The sequence below is a fragment of the Kitasatospora sp. NPDC088160 genome, assembly GCF_044741445.1.
Lineage (GTDB): Bacteria > Actinomycetota > Actinomycetes > Streptomycetales > Streptomycetaceae > Kitasatospora.
On record NZ_JBIUSS010000018.1, the window covers coordinates 79,276 to 101,543 of the forward strand.

The following is a 22,268-nucleotide window of genomic DNA, read 5'->3' on the forward strand; positions in this document are numbered from 1 at the left end:
CGGCCGGATTCGCCCGGTCGCCGACCGGAACCTACGTGGGCCGCCCCGATGCCGGGCCGGCGGATCGCCGGAAGGATCGGTGATGCAAACGGAGCAGAGCGGTCCGCCGCCGCCCCGCACCGCCGCTCCCCACCGCCGCAGGAGGCCCGCTGATGACAGGTACGAGAGCGACGCCGAGCGCGGTCCGCGACGAGGACTCCGACCTGCTCCCGGACCTCGTGGCGTCGGTCCTGCACCGGCGGGGTGCGCGCGGCTGGACGGTCGGTTCGCGGGAGTTCTGGTGCCACGTCGCTCCGGAGGGCCGCACCATCCCGGCGCAGGGGTGGAAGCTGCACCTCTCGGCGACCCCGCTGTCCGCGCCCATCGTCCTCCTCAAGGCCGCAGAGGTCCTGGTCGCCGGGCGGGCCTCGTTCAAGTTCGCCGGCACTCTCGACCGGGTGACCGAACTGGTCTCCGCGAGCTACGACCGGGGTGGCGGTGGCAAGTTCATCACCGTCTATCCGGATGACGACGACCACTTCCGCGCACTCGCCGAGGAGCTCCACCACGCCACCCGCGGGCTGCCCGGCCCGGGCATCCTCTCCGACCGGCCGTACCGCCCCGGCAGCCTGGTGCACTACCGCTACGGCGTCTTCACCGGCACGACGCAGCTCGGCAACGACGGCACCGTCGAGTCCCTGCTGCGCACCCCCGACGGCGCTCTGGTCAGGGACCTCCGCCTGGCGCGGTTCAAGCCACCGGCCTGGGCGCGGTCGCCGTGGCCGCAGCAGCGGCCGGAGCCCGGTCCGCAGCCGCAGCCGCAGTCGCAGCCCGGTTCGCAGCCGCAGGCGGCGAGCCGTCCGGCCGCCGTCCTTCTCGACGGCCGCTACGTGGTGCGCTCGGCCGTCCGGCACACCTACAAGGGCGGGGTGTACTACGGCACGGACCGGGAGACCGATCGGCAGGTCGTCATCAAGGAGGCCCGACGCCACGTCGGGTCGACCGTCGCCGGCACGGACGCCGGCGACCTGTTGCAGCACGAGGCGCGGATGCACGCGGCGCTGGCACCCCTGGGCGTGTGCCCGCAGGCGTTCGGCGTGTTCACCCAGGGGGGCAATCTCTACCTCGTCCAGGAACGCGTGGACGGAGAGAACCTGCGGGACTGGGTGGTGGCGAATCCCGCGCCGGTCAGCGCCGTCCTGCTGGACCTGGTCGAGCAGCTGGTGACGATCGTCGAGCGTGTGCACGCCGCCGGCCATGTGCTGCGGGACCTGAACCCGAACAACCTCATGCTCACCCGAGACGGGGCGCTGCGGCTGATCGATCTGGAGATGATCGTTCGACCGGGCGACCAGGTCCAGCGCGCCTACACCCCGGGGTATGCCGCGCCCGAGGTGGTGGCCGCGGAACACAGCGGCCCGGCGCCGGACTTCACCTCGGACCTGTTCAGTCTCGGCGCGGTCCTGTTCCACCTGGCGAGTGGCGCCGAGACGGTGCTCGCCGCGGACCGCCCGACAACCCGCACGAACGGCGAGCGTCTGGCCCTTCTGGTGTCCCGGGCCCTTGCCGACAACCCGGTCGCGCGGCCGTTCGCCCCCGCGATCCTCGGGCTGATGGCGGAGTCCGTCGATCAGCGGTGGAGCCTGGAGCGGCTGCGCGAGCTCCTGGCCGAACTGCGGTCCGGCCGGCCGGAGCTTCCCGGGGAACCGGCACGCCCGGTCCTTGCGGCGGACGTCGAGGAGCGGGTCCTGGCCGACGGGCTGACCCACCTGCTGGACACCATGACCCCGGCCGGGCAGCCGCGGCTGTGGCCCGCCGACGGGTTCGCCGCCCTCAACGACCCGCTCAACGTGCAGCACGGCGCCGCCGGGGTCCTGGCGGTGCTCACCGCGGCCGACGTCGCGCGGACGGACCCCCGGCTCAGGTCCGGGGTCGCCGAGGCGGCCGACTGGACGGCGGGCCGTCTGCGGCTGGACGAACCACAGCTCCCCGGCCTGTACTTCGGCCGCTCCGGCACCGCCTGGGCACTGCTGGACGCAGCCCGGCTGCTGGACGACGACAAGCTGGCCGACACCGCGGCACGCTTGGCCCGGGCGGTGCCGGTGCGCTGGCCGAACCCCGACGTCTGCCACGGCGCGGCCGGCGCGGGTCTGACACAGCTGCACTTCTGGCAGGCCACCGGCGAGCCGGACTTCCTGGCCCGGGCGGTCGAGGCCGCCGAGGGGCTGGTGGCCGCCGCCGAACCGGGCCGGTCCGGAACGCTCTGGCCCGTTCCGAAGGACTTCGACTCCGCGATGGCGGGAGCCAAGCACCTGGGATTCGCCCATGGCGTCGCCGGAATCGGCACCTTTCTCCTGCTGGCCGGCCAGGCCACCGGACGGGACGACTTCCTGGCACTCGCACAAAGTGCCGGTGACACCCTGGTGGCGGCAGCGCGGACCGGCGACGGTGCGGCCTGGTGGCCCGAGGGCGACCACGACGAGAACGCCCCCTTCCGTCCGCCCTACTGGTGCAGCGGATCCTCGGGAGTGGGGACCTTCCTGGTGAGGCTCTGGACCGCCACCGCCGACCAGCGCTACCGGAACCTGGCCGAACAGGCCGCAGCAGAGGTGTACCGCAGGAGGTGGCAGCTCTCTCCGGCGGCCTGCCACGGACTGGCGGGCAACGCGGAGTTCCTGCTGGACCTGGCCGCCGCCCTGGACGACCCGGACTACCGCCAGCGGGCGGCGGAACTCGTCGCCTGTGCCCACGCGCGCCACACGCTGCGCGACGGTCTCCTGCTCCTGCCCGACGAGTCGAACACCGAGGTGACGGCCGGTTACAGCGGTGGGACGGCCGGCATGCTGGCCGCACTGGTCCGGCTACGGCACGGCGGCACCCGGCTCTGGCTGCCCGACTCCCTCGCACTCTCCGTGCCGACGGACGAGCCGGTCGGGATCGAGGCCGGCGCATGGTGACCTGGACCCCGGCTCCGAGCCGCGCGCCCGAGTTGCCCGTGGTGCCCGCGCTGCCGGCCACCCGGACGAGTTTCGCCTTCTCCGCGACGGCCGAGCATGCCGCGTGCCTGACGACAGGCTCGCAGGGCGGCCTGGTGCCCGAGCACCGGTCGTTCGACGGGCCGTCGTCCCGGCGCCGGACGCTCGCGCTGGAGGAGTCCCTGCGGACCCAGCCGCTGCCGACCGAGGACGGGAGACTCCTGCTACTGCGTGGTGCGGCCGGCCGGCACGAACTCGTCCTGGCCGACCCGGAGACGGGGCGGGCCGGTGAGCGCCTCACCGTCGAGTGCCGCGCGCTGCGTCTGGTCGCCTCCGCCGAACCGGGCACCCTGGCGCTGGCGGTCCGCTCCGACAGCCCGGGCCGGTCGACGCTGTACCGGGTGCTCGACAGTCCGTTGCGGTGGGAGCCGGTCGCGGCCCTGCCCGGCACGGTCGGCCGCATCTGCGGGTTGGAGCACAGCGGACGGCTGCTCGGCGTGGCCCTGCGACACGAGAGCCGCTCCCGGACCGTACTCGTCGATCTCACCGACGGCAGCCACCACGACCTGCCCTGCGCGCCCGGCCGGGAAAGCGACGCCCTCCTGCTGGCAAGCCCGTCCTCCGGTCTGCTGCTGATGGCGACCGACACGCCACAGGGACGCCGGCTGGCGTGGAGATCCCTGGCCGATCCGGCCGGACTGCGCGCCCCCGAGCGGCTCAACACCATCGACGGCGCCGTCCTGCCACTGGCCTTCGACCCGGCCGGTGAGCGGGTGGCCCTGCGAGTGCTCCGCGGAGCCCGGGCCCGGCTGCTGGTCCACGACCTGCGCCAGGACCGGCTCACGGAGGTGCCGCTGGCGGCGGGGGCGGTCCAGCAGGTGGCCGGCTGGGGGCGCAGTGGCCTGCTGGTGCCGGTCTCCACGGCGGACCGCCCGGCCGAGATCGCGGTGCTCTCGCCCGAGGCCACGACGGAGTGGGCCCCAGCCGGAAGCCAGGCGGCGGGACGCTCGCGAGTCGAGCGGTTCTCCGGCCCCGCAGGGCAGTTCGAGGCCGTCTGCCAAGGCGACTGGCGCAGCGCCGACGCCGTACTGGTCGCCCTGCACGGCGGGCCCGAGGCGGCCTGGGACCTCGGATACGAGCCGGTGCTGCACCGGCTCGCCACCGCCGGCATCGCCGTCGTCGCCCCGAACCAGCGCGGCAGCACCGGCTACGGGGCCGCGCACGCCGAGGCCCTGCACGGCGCCTGGGGCGGACCCGACCTCGCCGACATCCGCGCCCTGGTCAGAGCCCTCGCCGCAGGGCGCCCCGGATCGGCGCCACCGCCCATGCTGTACGGGGTCAGCTACGGTGCCCATCTCGCCCTGCTGGCGGCTGCCGCGGACCCGCAGCTGTGGTCCCGCTGCGCCGTCGTCGCCCCCTTCCTGTCCGCCGCCCGGCTGCACGCTCAGGCGTCGCCCGCGGTCCGTGCGCTCATCGACCGGCTCGGCGGCCGGACCGAGGTCGAGGACGGACTGGGCCCCCGCGACCTGTGGACCCTCGCCGACCGGATCCGCACCCCACTGATGATCGTCCACGGCACGGACGACCGGACGATCCCGGTCGACCAGTCCCGGCAGCTGCGGCAACGGCTGCTCGACACCGGCCACAGCGAGGGCACCCACTTCCGCTACGCCGAAGTACCCGGCGGCGGACACTCCCCGCTGGAGAACCTCGCGGGCGCGCACCTGCGGGAGCAGCTGGTGGAGTTCCTCTCCCAGCGCCCCGGGAACGCGTGAGGACCGCTCGGGACCGCGGGACCAGAGACTCACGGCCATTCGGGCCGTGCGACGCCGGTACGGCCGGCGTCATCTGCGACGACCTTCAGGAAAGGGGGTGAACACGATGACCGTTGATGTCGATGCGCTGCAGGCGCTGGACGGGGAGGAGGAGGCCGCTGGTCTGCGGCCCTGCCAGAACACCTGTAGCTGGACCTGCACCTACACCGGCCAGTGATGTCGGGTCGGTCGGACGGTGAGTTTTCTGCCTGAAGGGAGGTGAACACGATGACCGTTGACGTCGATGCGCTGCAGGCGCTGGACGGGGAGGAGGAGGCCGCTGGTCTGCGGCCCTGCCAGAACACCTGTAGCTGGACCTGCACTTACACCGGCCAGTGACCAATGTGTGGCCGGGGCCCTGATCGGCCCCGGCCACCGGTCCCGATTGCCCTCCTGGAGGAGAGGATGACGACGTCGACAAGATCGGTCCCCCGCCTGCTGGCGGCGGCAGCCCTGGAGGCCCGGGGCTGGTTCGCCCTCGCCGTACTGGCGTCGATCACGGATGCGGCGGTGACGCTGGCGACCCCCGCCCTGCTGGCCCGGGCACTCGACGACGCCCTGGCCCACCGTCCGCTGACCGGGCCGGTATCGGCCCTGGCGGCGGCGTTCGCGGTGGCGACGGGGGTCGCGGTGGTGCACGTGGTGGCCGCGGGAACGAGTGGGGCGGCGGCCACCGGCTGGTTGCGCCGCGGCCTCGTCCACCGGGTGCTGGGCGCGGGACTCGCCGGGCAGCGCCGGCACGCTGCGGGGGATGTCACCGGCCGGCTGGTCGGGAGCTGCGCCGAGTCCGGGCACGCCGGTCTCACCGTGCTCGACACGGTCATGTCGGTGGCCACCTCGATCGTGGGCGTGGTGTCCCTGTGGCTGATCGACTGGCGACCCGCGGTGACCTTCCTGCTCGGCCTGCCGCCGGTGTACGTCGTCCTGCGGTTGTTCTTCCGCCGGAGTTCGTCGGCGCTCACGCGCTATCAGGAGTTGCAGGGACAGATCGCGGACCGGTTGATCGAGGCCTTGGGCGGCGTCCGGACGATCCGGGCGAGCGGCACCGTGGCAGCGGAGACGACCCGCGTGCTGGAGCCGCTGCCCGAGCTGTCGAAGACCGGCCTGCTGACGTGGCATCTGCAACGCGCCACCGCCTGGCAGATGGGCCTGTTGCTGCCGGCGATCGAGATCCTCGTCCTCGCCGTGAGCGGATACGGGGTGGTCGCCGGGCGGATCTCCTCGGGGGAGCTCGTCGCCGTCACGGGGTACGTCGCGATCGCCCTCGGACTTCTCCAACAGGTCGACGCGGTGGGTGAGTTGGCCCACTCGGTCGCGGCGGGCCGCCGGGTCGCCGAGGCCGTGGGCCAGCCCGTGACCCTGGCGGGGGAGCGGGGATCGGACGGATCCACCGCCGGATGTGCGGTCTCCTTCCGCGGGGTCCGCGTGCTCGCCGGGGACCGGGTGGTGCTCGACGGAATCGACCTGGAGATCCCGGCCGGAACGGCGCTGGCCGTGGTCGGGGCGTCGGGCGGGGGAAAGAGCAGCCTCGCCGCGCTGGTCGGGCGGCTCCACGACCCGGACCAGGGCGCGGTGCTGCTCGATGGCGTACCCGTGACGGAGTTCACGGCGGATGAACTCTCCCGCCGCGTGGCGTACGCCTTCGAACGGCCCGCGCTGTTCGACGACACCATCCGCGCCACGATCGCGCTCGCTCGTCCGGAGGCGACGCAGTCCGTGATCGAGGCCGCCGCGCGGGCCGCCGGCGCCGATGACTTCATCCGACGGCTTCCCGACGGATACGACACCCGCCTGGCGGTTGCTCCGCTGTCCGGCGGTGAGGCACAACGGCTCGGACTGGCGAGGGCGTTCGCCCAGGACAGCCGGGTGGTCGTGCTCGACGACGCGACGTCCAGCCTGGACACGGTGACCGAGGCGAGGGTGACGCAGGCGTTGCACAGCGCCTTCACCGGGCGGACCAGGATCATGGTCGCGCACCGCGCTTCCACGGCGGCCCGCGCGGATCTGGTGGCCTGGCTGGCGGACGGCCGGATCAGAGCCGTGGCGACCCATGCGGAGCTGTGGAGCGACCAGGAGTACCGGGCGCAGTTCGCCGCGGCTTCGGAGAGTGTGGAGGAGGAGACGTGTCCGATCCCGTGACCACGCGCCCCGGCTGGCGGATGCTGGGGCGCCATCTGCGCGGCCGCAGCGGCGTCGTCGCCGCGGTGCTGGCGCTGTCCGTGCTGGAGGCGTTGCCGGTTCTGCTGTCCGGGCTCCTGATAGCGCGGGCCCTGGACCGGGGATTCCTGGCCGGGCGCCCGCTGGTGGGCCTGGCCTGGCTGGCAGTGCTGGGCGTCGCCATGGTGCTCCGGGCTGCTGTGACCCGCCAACTCCTGCCCAGGCTGGGCGTGCTGGTCGAGCCGTTGCGGGACGCACTGGTGAGCTCGGTGGTCTCCGCCACGCTCCGGCGCGGGGTCGCCGGCACGGCCCGCTCCGACGGGGCGAGCGTGGCCCGGCTCACCGGACAGGTGGAGACCGTACGGGCACTGGTCTCCGCGCTGCTGCGCTCGGTCCGGCAGGTCGGCGTGTCACTGGTGATGGCCCTGGTGGGGTTGGCGGCCCTCGCTCTGCCGGTGGCGGCCATCGCCGGGGTGTCGGTGGTCCTCACGCTGGCGGCGTACATGCCGCTGCTGCGCGTCCTGAGCCGGCGTCGACGGGCCTTGCTGATCGCGGACGAGCGACTGGCCGCCGAGGCCGGTCAGACCCTGGCGGGCCTGCGTGATCTGGTGGCCGCCGGCGCGCGCGGTCGGGCTCGGGAGCGGCTGGACGTCCTGATCGGCGAGTGGGAAGCGGCGTCGCGGGCCGTCGCGCGGACCGGCGCGGTCAGTGCGCTGCTCGTCTCGGCGGGCGGAAAACTGCCGGTGCTGGCCGTGTTCGTGATGAGCCCGTGGCTGCTGGCCGGAGACGGACTGACGGTCGGCGCGCTGGTCGGCGCAGTCGGCTACCTGCTGACCACCATCGAGCCCACGCTGCGCTCGATGGTCGATGTCATCGGCTCCTGGGGAATCCAACTCCACACGGTGCTACAGCGGTTGGGCGAGGCCGATGTCCCGTCCGAACCGGCCGCGCGCCACCCCGCCCACCCGCCCGCCGAAGCCGGCCCGGCCGAGGCCGCCTCGGCCGGCGCCGACCTGGTCATCGACCGCCTGACCTTCGGTTACGGCCCGCACGCCGAGCCGGTCATCCGCGACCTCACGCTCGCCGTGCCCGCCGGCGCCGTGCTGGTCGTGGTGGGCCCCAGCGGCATCGGCAAGTCGACCCTGGCCAACCTGCTCGCCGGGTTGGCGACGCCCGGCGCCGGGCAGGTCCGGATCGGCGGCTTCCCCGTGGACCGGCTCGGCGAGGACTGGCTGCGCCGCCACGTCGTACTGATCCCCCAGGAGGCGTACATCTTCACCGGGACGCTCCGGGAGAACCTCTGCTACCTGCGCCCCGAGGCCGCGGACACCGAGCTCGCCCGGGCCGCGACCGCCGTCGGTGCCGACCGCCTGATCGGCCGGCTCGGCGGCCTGGACACCCGGCTCGGGGTGGGCGGGGCCGTTCTGTCGGCCGGCGAGCGGCAACTGCTGGCGCTGGTCCGGGCCTACGTCTCGGACGCTCGCGTGGTGCTGCTCGACGAGGCGACCTGCCACCTCGACCCGGGTGCGGAGGCGCGGGCGGAGCTGGCCTTCGCGCGGCGCTGCGGCACCGTGGTCGTCATCGCGCACCGGATGAGCTCGGCCCTGCGCGCCGACCGCATCCTGCTGATGGACGGCGACCGGACGCTGAGCGGCACCCATCCGCACCTGCTCGCCGCCTCACCGCGCTACGCGGACCTCGTCGGCTACTGGACCGGCTCGCACGCGGACACGAGGGACCAGCACACCACGGCCTCGCCGGCGTGAGCGCTCGCCTCGCGTGCATCCGTGCGTCCGTGCGTCCGGGCGTCCGAACCACGGACCGGCAAGCGTTCTTGGCCGGCCCGCACCCGCTCTGAACTGCGCGTTCACCCCCACCCGTAGGCACGGGTGAGGGGGCGCCGAGGCGCCCCGCAGTTTCGAGCTCCGGGGAGTTCCCGTTGGTCCACCACATCGAAGATCCGGCCCGCCGCAGGGGCAGGTGGCGAAGGCCGCTCGTGGCCTTCGCCACCGCGACCGCCGTCGTGGGAGTGCTCGCGGCTCCCGGCATCGCGCCCGTGGCGAACTCCTTCGGGAGCCCTTCACCCTTCTTGTCCTGGCATCAACTGATGGCCATCCAGGGCCAGATGAACGAGACGGCTTCGGCCGTGGAACAGGTGTCGGGTCGGATCGGCAGCCAGGCCCTCGCCGGCGTGGTCGCCGCCCCCGAGACGAAGCACCTCACGATCTACTGGCACGGCGAGCTGACGCCCGAGGTCCGGGCGGTCGTCGCGCACAGCCCGGTGCGTGTCGACGTGAAGTCGGCGCCGCACAGTGCGCAGGACCTGAAGGACGCCTCGCACGAGGTGACGCGCATCGCCGATTCCGCCGGAGTACGGATCACCGACGTGGCGATGCCGCAGGACGGGAGCGGCCTCACCGCGACCGTGGTGGGCGGTGAGGCCGACGCACAGCGGCTGCGGCGGGCGGTGGCGTCCGTGAGCGTTCCGGTGACGGTCGAATCGAACGGCACGGAGTCGATCAGCCTCGGCGAACCCTCGCGCCGGAGCGATCCGGGCGCCGGCGGCGCGCAGATCATCTCACCGTTCTGCAGCACGGCGTTCGCGATCAACTACCGCGGCGAGAACGCCATGCTCACCGCGGACCACTGCTTCATGCCGAACAACGAGACCAACGTCCGGTACGGCGTGGACGACACGGGCGGACAGGGGCCGGCGATCGGCACCCGGATCTCGCCCCACATCGTCCGCCAGGACGAGAGGGGGCCCGTCTACCTCGACGCGGCCGTCATCAAGCCGTCCTCGGGCATCACGATGGACCAGCAGATCTGGACGGGCGGCGCGGCCGACCAGTCCAGCATCTCGCAGACCAAGAAGTGGGTGAGCGCCGCGCAGGTGGCGCACGAGGGGAACTGGATCTGCAACGAGGGCGCCCGATCGGGCGAGATCTGCAACATCCAGGTCACCACCAAGGTGACGGACTACTACGCCAAGGGCCCCGACAACCTGGGCGGCGACATCGAGCACCACTACATGTACGGGTGGAAGGCCCTCAAGCAGTTCACCGCCGCCGACAACTCGTCCATCGCGGCCCGCAGGGGTGACAGCGGCGGCCCCGTCGTGCTGGGCGGCGGCCCGGACCTGCCGGGGGCGCCGCCCAACATCACGGCCCTGGGCATCGTCTCGGCCACCACGGGTGGAACCTGGAGCTGCAAGACGCCGGGGAAGACGATGGCGACCACCTGCGCGGGCGGCATCATGTTCGTCGGCCTGGAGGACGCCCTCCCCATGCTGGGCGCCAAGATCGGCGTTCGCGACTGGAGCACCGGGCACCTGAGCTGGGAGGACTTCGGCGGGGGCGGCGGGGGCGTGGCGATGGGCTCCGACCCCAAGCCGCACGACCACACCGAACTGGTCGACGGCAACGGCGCGGCGATGGCCTACGACCTGCCGAGCGGGCGGCTCGTCGGCACCCAGCCCGGTGACCCGCGGGCCGACTGGGAACTCCTCCAGACGACGGACGGCGGCTGGATGTTCCGGAACCTGGCCGCACCCAACGAGTACCTCGGTCAGTCCGCCGACGTCGGACTCCAGATGTCGGACTGGGAGGGCGGCCACTGGTACTTCCACCTCCAGATCAAGGGCGGGAACTGTCTCGCGCTGTGGCCCGGTACGAGCGTGCCGAACAGCATCGCGACACCCGGCAACGCCCCGTGCGACCACAACGACGAGAACCAGCTCTTCAAACTGGTGCCGGTCGGCGACGAGGGCGCCGACCTGCCGAGCACGCCCGGCCCCCCGCCCGCGGACAGCCTGCACCTGCCGTCCCAGCAGCCGCCGGTGAAGCCCTCCGGGCCTTCCGTGGACGCGGCCTACTCCTTCCTCGCCCAGCGCCTCGACGCCCACGGCACCGGCAGCACGCTGCGTGTGCCCCGCAGCTACCAGGGCGGGCACTTCGAGGACCCGAAGCTGTTCGGCCCGGACGGCTTCCAGGCCTCCTTCACGTACGACAACGCGCTCGTCATCACCGCGTTCCTGCAACGCGGCGGAACCGACGACGTCGCCCGCGCCACGGCGCTCGGCGACAGCCTGCTGTACGCCCAGGCCCACGACATCACCCCGGACGGCCGCATCCGCGCCTCCTACGAGCCGGACCCCTTCGTCAAGACCCCCTCCGGCGAGCCGTACGTCGGCGGGTTCTCCGTCTACACCGGGAACATGGCCTGGGCCGGCATGGCACTTACCCGGCTCTACCGGGTGACCGGCCAACAGCGCTTCCTGGACGGGGCGTTGAAGGCCGCCAACTGGATCCAGAACAACACCGCGGACACCCGCGGCGCCGGTGGCTACACCGGCGGCCTGCGCAACGACGACGGCACCGGCCAGACGATGGTCCCGCTCACCTGGAAGGCCACGGAGCACAACATCGACACCGGCGCCTTCTTCGCCATGCTCGCCGGCGTCACCGGCGACGCGGGCTGGGCGCAGCGCTCCACCAACGCGTTCCGGTTCGTGAAGTCCGTGCAGGCCGCCAACGGCCACCTGTGGACGGGCACCGGCCTGGACGGGGTGACCACCAACGACGACGTCGAGCCGGAGGACGTGCAGACCTGGAGCTACCTGGCCACCCTCGACCCGTCCTACGCGCCCGCCGTCGACTGGGCGGCCGGGCGGATGGCGGCCACCGACGGCCCGTACAGCGGGGTGGGCTTCAGCGGTAAGGACACCAGCGGCGTCTGGTTCGAGGGCACCGCCCACCTGCTGGCCGCCTACCAGGTCCGCCGCGCGGACGGCGACGCCGCGAAGGCGGCGGTCCTGATGGCGACCTTGCAGAAGGCCCAGAGCGGCGCGGCCAACACGGACGGCAAGGGCATCGTCGCCGCCTCGCACGACGGCCTGGACACCGGGGAGGGCGACTTCTACTACTCCTCCCTCCACACCGGGGCGACCGCCTGGTACGTGATCGCCGCGCAGGGCGGGAACCCCTTCCGCCTGTGACCGGGAGTCGCGGCCGCCGCGCCGACGGCGGCCGCGACTCGCGGGACCGGAGCGCCGGCTCCACACCGACCCTGCGAAGCCGGGGGCCGTCGGGGGCGGTCAGTCGGCGACGGCTCGCCAGGCGGGGCCGTCCCCGTCGAGGTGGACCCGGCCGAACACCACGTCCGCGAAATGGACGCCGAAGCCGATCGTGCCCGGTCGGGCCAACTCGGCGACCAGGCGACGGCGTTCCCGCGCGGCCCGGTCGGGGTCGAGGTCGGCGGCGGCCGACCATTCGGGGTGGTCCACCTGGACCGGCGAGTGCATGGCGTCGCCGAAGGCGATCAGCCGCTCGCCGCCCCCGGTGATGACGTAGGACGCGTGCCCGGCGGTGTGACCGGGGGTGAGCAGCACGTGCACGCCGGGGAAGATCTCGTCGCCGTCGAGGACGGTGCGCACCTGTGGTGCCATGGCCTGGAGAATCTCGTCGGTGATGCCGCGCGCCGCCAGGAGGTGGCGGTGTGCCCATTCGGGTGCGGCGACCAGGAGGTCGCGGCCGGCGAACGCGGGCAGGTCGCGGTCCGGGGCGGGGTTCCAGGCCCAGCCGATGTGGTCGAGGTGCAGGTGGGTGATGGCGACGGCCTCGATCGTGGCCGGCGGACGGCCCAGTGCGGCCAGGTTGTCGAGCAGCGCACCGCCGTGGATGGCCCCGCGCGGATTGCCCGGCTGAGCCGGAATCGACTGCGGGCCGAAGCCCGTGTCGATCAGCAGCGCACGGTCGCCGTGCTCCACCAGCAGCGCGCCGATGCCCGCCGCCAGGTTGCCGGAGTCGTCGAGGTACTCGGGGTGGGCGGCCCAGTCCTCGTCCGTGCTGCGGGGGAACCAGCCGCGCGCGCTGAGTTCCACCGCCCCGTCCGGCACGTAGGTCACTTTCGTGTCGCCGAGTCGCAGTGATCGTGTCAGCGCCGGTCGCCGCAGTCGCTCGGCCAACGGCGTCCGGTCCGTGCCCTGTTCCGTCGTGGTGTCCGTCATGGTCGCTCCTTAAGAACTGTTGGCGGTCCGGGAGGACCGGGTGCGGCGCCGGCCCGGTGGCGGGTGTGCCGGGCAGGGCACGGCCCGCGGATCGAGTGGGCAACCGTGGTCGGCGGTACCGGCCGCGTCGGCGGCGGTGACCCGCGGGTGTCCAGTTCACTCCGGTTGGAGCTCGCGATCCAGCAGCACTTCGAGTTCGCGACGATCACGAATCGCGATCGTCGCGCGCCGCCTCCCGACAGGCCTCCAGCAGGAAGCGCACGCGCTCGGGGGCGGCGGCTCGGTGCACCGCCAACACGGTGGGCAGGGAGAGCGCCGCCTCTGCGCTCCGCGCCCCGGCCGGGGAGCGCACCGGCAGGAAGGCCACCTGGCCGGCGCGCAGTTGGTGGGCGTGCGCCGCGTACACCACCGTCCAGCCGGCGACACCCGCGCCCAGCGCCGCAAGGGTGTCCTGGAGCGAGCTGTGCGGTGGTCCGGGCGCGGGCTCGAACCCGGCGTCCCGGCAGGCAGCCGTGACCAGATCGACCAGCGGCGGGTTGCTCCGGCGTTCCGTCAGGTGAAGCGGTAGCTCCGAGAGCCGGGCGAGGTCGACCGCGTCCGCCCCGGCCAGCGGGTGGCGGGCCGGCAGGGCGACCACGAGTTCCTCCCGCCACACCGGGATCAGCCGCACGCCCTGCGGCGCCGCCACCTCCCCGCGTACGAAGGCCGCGTCCCACTCCCGGTCGGCGACCCGCCGCAGGCGTTCCTCCGGCGCCGCCGAGGCCAACTCCACCCGGGTGCCGGGCGCGATTCGCTCCAGCGCCTCCAGCACCCGTTCCAACCGCACGCCCATTCCCCGGCTCGTCCCGACGCGCAGCACGCTCTCCCGCTCGGCGACGAAGCCGCCGACCAGGTCCAGGGCCCGCTGTCCGGCCGCCAACACCTCACGGGCGCCGGGCAGGAACGCCGCCCCCGCGGCACTCAGCCGCACGCGGCGCCCCGAGCGGTCGAACAACTCGACGCCCAGCTCGCGCTCCAGCCGGCCGATCTGCTGGCTGACGGCCGACTGCACGATCATCAACCGCTCGGCTGCGCGACCGAAGTGCAACTCCTCCGCCACCGCCACGAAGTACCGCAACTGACGAAATTCCATGACCTCGACCGAACCGGGAGCAGGGCACCGCCAGGCTACGGCAAGCACCAGCGCCCCGGTCCGACCGCTCACCCCACCCGGTCCCGGGGGGCCTATCCCTGGGCGGTGGGGCGAACGACGATGTCGCCGACGTCGACACCGTCCGGCTGCTCGATGGCGAAGGCGATGGCGCGGGCCACTGCGGCCGGCGGGAGGGCGATCTCCATCAGCTTGTCGATCTGGGCCTTCGCAGCCGGGTCCATGTGCTCCGCGAAGTCGGTGCGGACAGCGCCGGGTGAGACGACGGTCACGCGCAGGTTGGCGCCCGCCTCCTGGCGCAGGCCCTCGGAGACGGTGCGCACGGCGTTCTTGGTGGCGGCGTACACCGACTGGAGCGGGACGATGCGCAGTCCGGCGGTGGACACGGTGTTGACGAAGTGCCCGAATCCCTGCTCCCGGAAGAGGGGAAGGGCCGCGGCGATTCCGTACAGGACCCCTTTGAGGTTGACGTCGATCATCTGCTCCCAGTCCTCGACGCGCAGGTCGTCGAGGGGGGAGATCAGGCCGATCCCGGCGTTGCTGACGAGGACGTCGAGCTTGCCGTAGCGCTCGCATGCCAGCTTGACGAGGCCGGGGAGGTCCTCGCGCCGCGTCACGTCCGTGCGGATCCAGGCAGCCTCGCCACCGGCCTGTTCGATGCGGGCGGCCAGGGCCGCGAGACGCTCCGGACGGCGTGCCCCGAGGACGACCTTCGCGCCTCGCTCGGCCAGCAGAAGCGCGGTCGCCTCGCCGATGCCGCTGCTGGCGCCCGTGATCGCCACGACCTTGCCTTCGATTCCCGGCATGCTCGCCTGTCCTTCCAGAGTGCGGATTGCGGATTGCGGTGTGTGGAGTGTGGAGTGCGGAGCAGAGGGGGCGTCCGGGCAGGTCGGACCATGCCCTAGAGTGAAAGTGGAGGCTCCGCCACTTCGCCCAGGTTAAGTGGCGGAGCCTCCACTTAGCAACGGAGAAGGGAACGAGCCGCCGATGACCCGAGAGGCATGGCGCCCGCTGAGGGCCGACGCGCAGCGGAACCGGGACAAGATCCTGGCCGCCGCGGTGCGCGTGTTCAGCGAGGAGGGGCTCGACGCCCACTTCGAGCGCATCGCCAGGGAAGCGGGCGTGGGAACGGGCACGCTCTACCGCAACTTCCCGACCCGAGAGGCGCTGATCGAGGCGGCGTACCGCAACGAAGTGGCCCGGCTGTGCGAGGCCGCCTCCGACCTCCTGGCGACGATGCCGCCCGCCGAGGCCCTGCGGGTGTGGACTCGCCGCTTCATCGACTACGCCACCGCCAAATACGGCATGGCCGACGCCCTGCGAGCCGTCGTCGCCTCGGGCAGCAACCCCTACGCCGACAGCCACGAGATGATTCAGGGCGCCCTCAACTCCCTGATGGAGGCCGGTGCCGCCGCCGGCACGATCCGCTCCGACATCCGTGCGACCGACATGTTCGCCGCCCTCGCCGGAATCGCCCTCACCTCGGCCAAGCCCGAGCAGCGCGAGCAGGCCGAACGCCTCCTCGACCTCACCCTGGACGGGCTGAAATCCGCGCCGACTCAGCCGCCCGGTAACTGACGACAGGACCCGGACGTCACCTCGGCCGGTGCCCGGGTGTGGCGGCGGAACGGGACCGCCCGGTCGCCGGCTCGGGTGAGGCGGCGACCGGGCGGTCGGGGTGTGTCGGGGTGGGTCGGGGTGGGTGGTGGGCCGCGCCTCGGGGTCAGGCAGCGGCCCGTTCGGGCTGCTCCGCCTGGCGGTCGGCGGGCTGTCCGGTGGCGGCGGGGGTGTTCTCCCGGGGGGCGGGGAGTGCTGCCATGATCGCGGCGGAGATCACGATGGTCGCTGCCCAGGCGAGCCCGTACCTGCCGACCGGGGTGTCGGAGAGCGGGCCGGCGAACCAGTCGCACTTGGTGAAGGCGAGCCCCAGCAGCAGGGCGAGCACCCAGGACACCATGGCCTGCCAGCAGAAGCCGCCCGTGTACCAGTAGCGGCTGTTCCTGCTGGTGTCCATGAGCCCGGCGGCGTCGTAGCGCACCGCGCGTGAGCGGCGCCGGAACATGTCCACCGCGTAGACGCCGATCCAGGCCGAGAAGGAGACGGCGAGCAGGATGAGGAAGGTGATGAAGGAGCCCAGGAAGCTCTTGGCGACCAGCATCAGCAGCAGGCCGCCGACCAGTGAGATCACGGCGTTGATGCTGACGGCCGTGGCGCGCGGCAGCTTGACGCCCATGGTCTGTGCGGTGAAGCCGGCCGAGTACATGGAGAGGCTGTTGATCAGCAGCATGCCCACGATCGCGGTCAGCAGGTAGGGCACGGCCAGCCAGGTCGGCAGCAGGTCGCCGAGGAAGGAGACCGGGTCGGCGGCCTGGGCCAGGCCGGGCGAGGCCACCGCCATCACGGCGCCCATGAGCACCATGGGCACCATCACCAGGCCGGCGCCGGAGACCGTCACGCCGACGATCTTCCTGCCGGAGGCGGCGTGCGGGAGGTAGCGGGCGAAGTCCGGGCCGGTGGGGACCCAGCTGATGCCGCCGGCGGCGATGGTCCCGATGCCGGCGATCATCATCGCGGTGGTGCCCGCGGGCTTGGCGAAGACCTCGCTCCAGTGCATGGTGGCGACCAGGTAGCCCAGTACCAGCACGCTGAAGACACCGAAGAGGTACGTCGACCAGGTGTTGCAGACGTTCAGCGCCTTACGTCCCATGCCGGAGACCAGGAAGGTGCAGGCGACGAAGGCGAAGAGCGTGATGACGATCAGCGCGGTGTTGGTCTTGACGCCGAAGAGCAGGTCGAGGACGGTCAGCACGGCGTAGGCGCCGGTGACGGCGTTGATCGTCTCCCAGCCGAACCGGGCGATCCAGAGCACGGCGCCGGGGAAGAGGTTGCCGCGCACCCCGAAGGTGGCCCGCGAGAGGGTCGCGCCCGGCGCCCCGCCCCACTTGCCGGAGACCGACAGCACGCCGACCAGGCCGAACGAGATGAGCGCGGCGCTCGCCGCGACGATCAGGACCTGCCAGAAGTTCAACTGGTTGAACACCACCAGGGCGGCGCCCATGGTGAGCAGCAGAACGCTGATGTTCGCGGCGACCCAGGTCGGGAAGAGCTCGCGGACTCTGCCCCCGCGCTCGTGGTCGGGGACGGGTTCGATGCCGCGGGTTTCTATCGCGCCGCCGGTCTCGGCGTTCGACGGGTTGTCCATGAGGGTGGCTCCGTGCGTGTGAAGCGGAGATAAATCGAACAAATGGGGCATTTATGGAACTCTTCGCGCGTAGCGCGGGAGTTGAGCCATCCTACTTTGTCCGCTTCGGTTCCAGGTCGGCCCGGTATCGGAGGGGAGGGCGCCACCCCCGCCCGCGCCCCCTCCGCAAACGCCGCAGACGCCGTGAACGCCTTGACCGCCTTGAACACCGGAAATGCCGCGAACGCCTCGAACGCCGCGAACGGCGGGCCCGGCCCACGGCCAGGCCCGACGCGCTCGCGGCGCCGCCGAGGAGGAGATCGCGGCCGGGATGCGCCGCCGGCCCGGGAGCGCGCAGGCCCGACCAGGCGCCGCCTGATCCAGGCGCTCAGCGCGCACCCGGGGGTCTCACCTGGCGAACAGCGAACTGCCGCTGACGACGCGGGTGGTGCCGTCGGCGAGGGTGACGGTGACCGTGTCGGGGACGGCGCGGTGTGACATGGTCCCGGGCCACCAGGCGGTCCAGCGGCCGTCCGCCACGGTGACCTGGAAGGTGCGTCCGGCGACCTGCATGGTGATCGCCTTCACACCGGCCCCCACGGAGCCCTGCGCGTAGTTGAACATGGCGTCCCCGTCACCGTGGGAGCCGCCCGTGTCGTACGTGACCGCATCGGCCGCCACGTTCTTCACCGGGTCGATCGCCTCCCACAGGCCGCTGGTCTCCGAGGCGACGTAGCAGAGCATGGTCTTGCCGCCGCGGTTGACGACCATGGAGGCGACCTTGCCCCGCAGGTCCGCGTTGGTGATCTTGACGGGTGCCCCGGCGCCCGGGCCGCCGGCCATCCGGTCCAGGCACCACTTCTCGGCGGTGGCGCCCGGGCCGGTCGAAGCGGCCAGCGGTGTCGGGACGCCGGTCCAGCTGGCCAGTTCCGCAGAGCTCAGCGGCCCGCTGACGCCGCCCCGCGAGGACTGCGCCACGGCCACGGCCACGGCCGTACCCACGACGAGCGCACCGGCGAGGGTGACGGTCAGCCGCCGCCGAAAGCGCGGCCTGGCGGGGGCCGGGGCCGGGGTGGGGGCCGTGGTGGGGGTGGAGGTGTCGAGGTCGATCTGGCGCATCAGGCGCTCCCGGTGTAGGGCATGGCGTCCTGCGGGGAGGTCGCGCTCGGCCGGCACGGGCACCTGCCCGAGCAGTTCCGCGCGCTCGACCGGCTCCGGCCGCTGTCCGGCGTTCACTGGTGTACCTCCTTCGGGGACGGGGCCGCGCTCGCGGACCCACCCTGGATCTGGTTCCGGCCACGGCCGGGTTCCACTTTTTTCCGCTGCGCCCGGCGCTGGGCCGTCTCGGCGAGACGGTGCAGCCGGGTCCGGGCCCGGGACAGGCGTGAGCGTACGGTGCCCACCGGTACGCCCAGGGCCTCGGCGGCCTCCTGGTAGTCCAGGCCCGCCCACACGCACAGGGCCAGCACCTCGCGGTCCGGGCGGCGCAACCGCGCCAGCGACTGCTGCAGGGCCGCGATCCGCGCCGCGTCGTCGATCCGCCCGGCCACCTCCTGCGCGAAGTCGGGAACGTCCTCGCGGGCCGGCGGGAGCTGCGCCAGTACCTGCCAGTGCCGCCGGGCGGCCCGGCGCTGGTTGCTGACCAGCTTCGTGGCGATGCCCAGCAGCCAGGGCCGCAGCGACCCGCCCTCCGCCTCGACCCGGTCGTGCCGGCGCCAGGCCTCCAGGAACGTCAACGACATCACGTCCTCCGCCGTCGACCAGTCCCCGGTGAGCCGGAACACGTGGTTGTACACCGCGCGCGCATACGTGTCGAAGAGCCGGCCGAACGCGTCCCGGTCACCGGCCCGCACCCTCGCGCGCACTTCTCGATCTGAAGAGTCCACGCCCCCTATCTGGTGCCCCGCCCGCCCGGGTTCCTATGACCTGCGTCACGGCTCCGAGCTCGCACAGCTACGGCGAAGTGACAAGTAGCCCAGAATGACGATCGCAACTCTCTGCAATCGCCTTTCGGGGCCAATAGCGTGACGTAGAGGTGTCATACCGTCGGTAGCGCAACGGCTTCACGTCACGCTGCGAGCCTCGCCCGGCGAGCGGCGCGCAGACGGTACGCCCGGGACCGGCACCGCCCCGAGCAGAACCGCATGTCAATCCGATAGGTCGCCCCGGCGAAGGTGATCACCCCGTGCGCCGGGCAGGTCAGCAGCCGGATCATGCGCCTGTGTCCGCGATGCTCGGCCTCGGCAAGCATCTTCCCGAGCGTCCGGATCCGATCCGCAGCATTGTGAGCATCGGTTCGAGCGAGGCGGCCTGGTGGAGAAGGGGTCCCGGTGGGAACGGAAAGTCCGGGTTGCTGTCAGAACTTTTGACGCCCGGCGCTTCGGTCCTGGCCGGGGCCTCCGACTGTGTCTGATCATCGAATACCGGATGCGGAGAGTAGTTGCGTGAGTACGCTTGGTCCATGCTTACCGATCTGATCGAAGACCGCAGTGACGACTCCTACGTCCTCGAAATCCAGGACATCACCCTGACGCCCTCCTCTCCCGAACCGGGGAAGGAACTGCGGTGGGAGATGGCCGGCCGACTCAAGGAGCAGGTCGATCTGACCCAGGTGCAGTGCCAGGTCCAGGTGAAGCTGGGACTCGTGACGCTGCTGCGGAAAACGGCCACGCTGCCCGAGGTGCTGAAGATGCTGGGGGCGGAGTTGGAGGGGGCCACCCGGCCGCCCGCCGGGAAGTGGAAGCAGACCTGGACCTTCACGCTTCCCCGGGAGATCCCGATGGGGGACGTCCGGATCTACCTCCAGTCGTACACCGGGGGCGGGGAGGAGAAGGACTTCATGGACCTCAACCTGCGCATCGACTTCCGCCGCCGGTAGCCCGTACGCCCGCCGAACCGGTCCCGAACACCGCCCGCCACACGCCCCGTGTGGCGGGCGGCCACGCGCCAAGGTCGCACCGCCGCCAGCACCGCAGCTCGTCTTCGGACCGGTCGGCCGACCCGTCGTCGTGCTCCTGGTCGCGCTCGTCGGTCCAGGTGCCGAACGGGCCGGGCTCGCCGTGGGCCTCGGCGCCGAGCAGCGGCGCGCCGCCCTTGAGCCGGTGCTCGTCGGTGCTCGCCGGGGATCACCGGGTGCTCGCTTCGAGCTGGGCAGGGATGCCGGTGCGGCCGGCGCGCAGTTCGCGCAGGTCGAGGATGTGGTTGTAGAGGGTGCCGGGGCTGACGCCGAGCATCTTGGCGATCGAGGTGATGGAGTGCTCGAGGTGGGGCAGCAGGTCCCGGGCCACCTTCAGGACCAGGGCGACGGCGTGGGCGGGCAGCGAGACGAGCGTGCTGCTGTAGTACGGGGCGGTGGTGTCGGTGGTGCTCCGTTCGGTCACGGGTGTCCTCCCGGGGGTGGGCGGGTGAGCGCGAGGTCGCCGACCTGCCCGCCCCGCCGTGTCCCCCGGGTTACAGGAGCCGGAGGTGGTCCAGGGCGAGGTAGGCCGCGGCGGTGTCGGTCATCTCGCCCGTGCGGAGCACGCGGGTGCGGAACTCGGCCAAGGCGAGGGTGGCGACGTCGATGAACTCGGTGCGTTCTGGGGTCGGTTCGGCGACCTTGGTGCAGCCGGTGGCGACGAAGACGAAGCGGCGGGTGTCGGAGTAGGCGTCGTGCCAGTACGGCCCGACCACCTGGACCTCGCCCTGGTAGCCGGTCTCCTCCAGCAGTTCCCGGGCGACGGCGTCGGCCGCTTGCTCCCCGGGTTCGATGAAGCCGCCGGGCAGTTCGAACAGCACGCGGCCGGGGCCGGGCCGGTACTGACGGGCGAGGATGACGCGCTGGTCGGGGGTGAGGGCGAGCACCGCGCCGGCCGGGCGCTCGCTCTTGAGGTAGAACTCCTCTTTCCTGCCGTCGGGCAGTTCGAAGTCGACACGGTCGACGGATCGGCCGAACTTGCTGAAGACGGTGGTGCGTTCGATCTCGCGCCACGACGCGGTGGTGATGTCGGTCGTCATGGCCAGGACTGTACGGCTCTGGCCGGGTGCGGGTTGCCGTTTCCGCCGCCGGTTCCTGACGGCGGGTGGGGCATGTCCAGGAGACCACCGGATCGGGTGACAGTGCGAGGGCATTTCAGTGGGCAGTCCATGGCCTGGCCGATACGCTGAATCGTCTCCCTGAACCGAGAGTTGGGGGTGGAGCGTCATGGTGAACGCGCTGTTCAGGCGCGCGCGGCTCTCCCGGAATCTGACACAGCGCCAGGTCGCCGAGCGGGTGCGAGGGCTGGTCGAAGAGGCGACCGAGCGGGAATCGTCGTTTGACGCCGGCTACGTCTCGCGCATAGAACGCGGCCTCATCACCTGGCCGCACGAGCACTACCGGCAAGCCCTCTGCCTGGTCCTGGGAGCGGGGACAGCGGCCGAGCTGGGCCTGGGTCGCCAAGCAGGTCCACCACCACGATCACCACGATGAGGTGAGTTCCTCGAACCGCCGAGACGTTCTCGCGGTCGCACTGGCCGCCATGCTGCCACCCGCCCGGCCACTCTCCCGCCTGCGCAGGGGCGATGTCACCGCGATCACCGAGCGCACCAGCGTGCTGGAGCACTGGGACCGGACAGCAGGCGGCCGGGCGGTGCGCGACTTCGCACTGCGCGAGCTGCACGCCGCCTCCGCCCTCACCGACATGCGCCACGCCGCCGTACGGTGACCGCCCCAGGAGCCCGGCAACCGGTTCCGCACCAGTAAGACGCGGCCGGGGTGGGCGCCCCCTCTACCCCGGGACCGACGGTGTCCACCCTCCAGCCTGAGCTAACTGGAGGTCGCCTGGTGCCTTGCAGCACCGGGTCCTTCAGCCGCCGCTTTCCTGCCATCGCGCGACTTCAGCTTGACGGGGCATCATCAGGGGTTCACTTTCGTTCGCCCGTCCGGCCTTCCCCCCCCGCTTGTAGCGTCCCGATGGCCAGCACCCTTGAGCTTGAACGCTCCGCTTCACACCCCGCCGTTACCAGCGACGCATGGGAGCGCGGG

General features: G+C 72.4%; 19 protein-coding genes. 11 read left to right on the forward strand and 8 right to left on the reverse strand.

Annotation, left to right across the window (positions count from 1 at the left end; all coding sequences use genetic code 11):
• Nucleotides 1-152: 152 nt before the first annotated feature.
• The 7 genes from lanL (at nucleotide 153) to ACIOGZ_RS26625 (ending at nucleotide 11,921) form a co-directional block, all read left to right on the forward strand.
• On the forward strand, nucleotides 153-2,936 hold the full coding sequence (lanL, locus tag ACIOGZ_RS26595) for a class IV lanthionine synthetase LanL (protein ID WP_363586625.1): 2,784 nt from the start codon (nucleotides 153-155) through the stop codon (nucleotides 2,934-2,936).
• Entirely contained in the window at nucleotides 2,930-4,729 is a 1,800-nt protein-coding gene (locus ACIOGZ_RS26600; protein ID WP_400987632.1) for an alpha/beta hydrolase family protein, read from the forward strand. Before lanL ends, ACIOGZ_RS26600 begins: the two co-directional genes overlap by 7 nt.
• 106 nt (nucleotides 4,730-4,835) lie before the next feature.
• The gene (locus ACIOGZ_RS26605) at nucleotides 4,836-4,946 is read left to right on the forward strand and encodes an ALQxL family class IV lanthipeptide (protein WP_363586623.1); all 111 of its coding nucleotides are present in this window, start codon (nucleotides 4,836-4,838) and stop codon (nucleotides 4,944-4,946) included.
• A gap of 50 nt (nucleotides 4,947-4,996) precedes the next feature.
• Entirely contained in the window at nucleotides 4,997-5,107 is a 111-nt protein-coding gene (locus ACIOGZ_RS26610; RefSeq protein ID WP_363586623.1) for an ALQxL family class IV lanthipeptide, read from the forward strand.
• 66 nt (nucleotides 5,108-5,173) lie between these two features.
• Nucleotides 5,174-6,907, forward strand: a complete 1,734-nt coding sequence (locus ACIOGZ_RS26615; RefSeq protein WP_363632212.1) for an ABC transporter ATP-binding protein — start codon at nucleotides 5,174-5,176, stop codon at nucleotides 6,905-6,907.
• Entirely contained in the window at nucleotides 6,892-8,691 is a 1,800-nt protein-coding gene (locus ACIOGZ_RS26620; RefSeq protein WP_400987634.1) for an ABC transporter ATP-binding protein, read from the forward strand. The genes ACIOGZ_RS26615 and ACIOGZ_RS26620 overlap by 16 nt, the downstream gene beginning before the upstream one ends.
• Before the next feature lie 341 nt (nucleotides 8,692-9,032).
• Entirely contained in the window at nucleotides 9,033-11,921 is a 2,889-nt protein-coding gene (locus ACIOGZ_RS26625) for a trypsin-like serine protease (protein ID WP_400987636.1), read from the forward strand.
• 99 nt (nucleotides 11,922-12,020) lie between these two features.
• Here the strand turns inward: ACIOGZ_RS26625 and ACIOGZ_RS26630 are convergent, their stop codons facing one another.
• The 3 genes from ACIOGZ_RS26630 to ACIOGZ_RS26640 all read right to left on the reverse strand — a co-directional run bounded on the left by ACIOGZ_RS26630 (nucleotide 12,021) and on the right by ACIOGZ_RS26640 (nucleotide 14,888).
• Nucleotides 12,021-12,932, reverse strand: coding sequence for an MBL fold metallo-hydrolase (locus ACIOGZ_RS26630; RefSeq protein ID WP_400987638.1), 912 nt, complete (start codon nucleotides 12,930-12,932; stop codon nucleotides 12,021-12,023).
• Nucleotides 12,933-13,137: 205 nt separating this feature from the next.
• Nucleotides 13,138-14,064, reverse strand: coding sequence for a LysR family transcriptional regulator (locus tag ACIOGZ_RS26635; RefSeq protein ID WP_363587900.1), 927 nt, complete (start codon nucleotides 14,062-14,064; stop codon nucleotides 13,138-13,140).
• 92 nt (nucleotides 14,065-14,156) lie between these two features.
• Nucleotides 14,157-14,888 (reverse strand): SDR family oxidoreductase, encoded by a 732-nt coding sequence (locus ACIOGZ_RS26640; RefSeq protein ID WP_363587902.1) that lies wholly within the window; start codon nucleotides 14,886-14,888, stop codon nucleotides 14,157-14,159.
• Between the two features lie 181 nt (nucleotides 14,889-15,069).
• Between ACIOGZ_RS26640 and ACIOGZ_RS26645 the strand changes: the two genes are divergently transcribed.
• Nucleotides 15,070-15,660, forward strand: a complete 591-nt coding sequence (locus ACIOGZ_RS26645; protein ID WP_400987640.1) for a TetR/AcrR family transcriptional regulator — start codon at nucleotides 15,070-15,072, stop codon at nucleotides 15,658-15,660.
• A gap of 145 nt (nucleotides 15,661-15,805) precedes the next feature.
• Here ACIOGZ_RS26645 and ACIOGZ_RS26650 read toward each other — a convergent pair whose 3' ends face one another.
• The 3 genes from ACIOGZ_RS26650 to ACIOGZ_RS26660 all read right to left on the reverse strand — a co-directional run bounded on the left by ACIOGZ_RS26650 (nucleotide 15,806) and on the right by ACIOGZ_RS26660 (nucleotide 19,128).
• Nucleotides 15,806-17,284: a cytosine permease gene (locus ACIOGZ_RS26650; protein ID WP_363587906.1), complete on the reverse strand. Its 1,479-nt coding sequence runs from the start codon at nucleotides 17,282-17,284 to the stop codon at nucleotides 15,806-15,808.
• A 387-nt stretch (nucleotides 17,285-17,671) separates the two neighbouring features.
• Nucleotides 17,672-18,499, reverse strand: coding sequence for a hypothetical protein (locus ACIOGZ_RS26655; protein ID WP_363587908.1), 828 nt, complete (start codon nucleotides 18,497-18,499; stop codon nucleotides 17,672-17,674).
• The gene (locus ACIOGZ_RS26660; protein ID WP_400987643.1) at nucleotides 18,496-19,128 is read right to left on the reverse strand and encodes an RNA polymerase sigma factor; all 633 of its coding nucleotides are present in this window, start codon (nucleotides 19,126-19,128) and stop codon (nucleotides 18,496-18,498) included. The genes ACIOGZ_RS26655 and ACIOGZ_RS26660 overlap by 4 nt, the downstream gene beginning before the upstream one ends.
• A 596-nt stretch (nucleotides 19,129-19,724) precedes the next feature.
• Here ACIOGZ_RS26660 and ACIOGZ_RS26665 point away from each other — a divergent pair.
• Nucleotides 19,725-20,141, forward strand: a complete 417-nt coding sequence (locus ACIOGZ_RS26665; RefSeq protein WP_363587912.1) for an ML domain-containing protein — start codon at nucleotides 19,725-19,727, stop codon at nucleotides 20,139-20,141.
• A 247-nt stretch (nucleotides 20,142-20,388) separates the two neighbouring features.
• Here the strand turns inward: ACIOGZ_RS26665 and ACIOGZ_RS26670 are convergent, their stop codons facing one another.
• The gene (locus tag ACIOGZ_RS26670) at nucleotides 20,389-20,643 is read right to left on the reverse strand and encodes a hypothetical protein (protein ID WP_400808602.1); all 255 of its coding nucleotides are present in this window, start codon (nucleotides 20,641-20,643) and stop codon (nucleotides 20,389-20,391) included.
• A gap of 70 nt (nucleotides 20,644-20,713) precedes the next feature.
• Complete coding sequence (locus tag ACIOGZ_RS26675; protein WP_363587916.1) at nucleotides 20,714-21,259, reverse strand: NUDIX hydrolase; 546 nt, start codon at nucleotides 21,257-21,259, stop codon at nucleotides 20,714-20,716.
• A gap of 187 nt (nucleotides 21,260-21,446) precedes the next feature.
• On the opposite strand from ACIOGZ_RS26675, the gene ACIOGZ_RS26680 reads away from it, so the two are divergent.
• The gene (locus ACIOGZ_RS26680) at nucleotides 21,447-21,713 is read left to right on the forward strand and encodes a helix-turn-helix transcriptional regulator (protein WP_363587918.1); all 267 of its coding nucleotides are present in this window, start codon (nucleotides 21,447-21,449) and stop codon (nucleotides 21,711-21,713) included.
• Nucleotide 21,714: 1 nt separating this feature from the next.
• Entirely contained in the window at nucleotides 21,715-21,948 is a 234-nt protein-coding gene (locus tag ACIOGZ_RS26685; RefSeq protein ID WP_363587920.1) for a hypothetical protein, read from the forward strand.
• Nucleotides 21,949-22,268 lie beyond the last annotated feature (320 nt).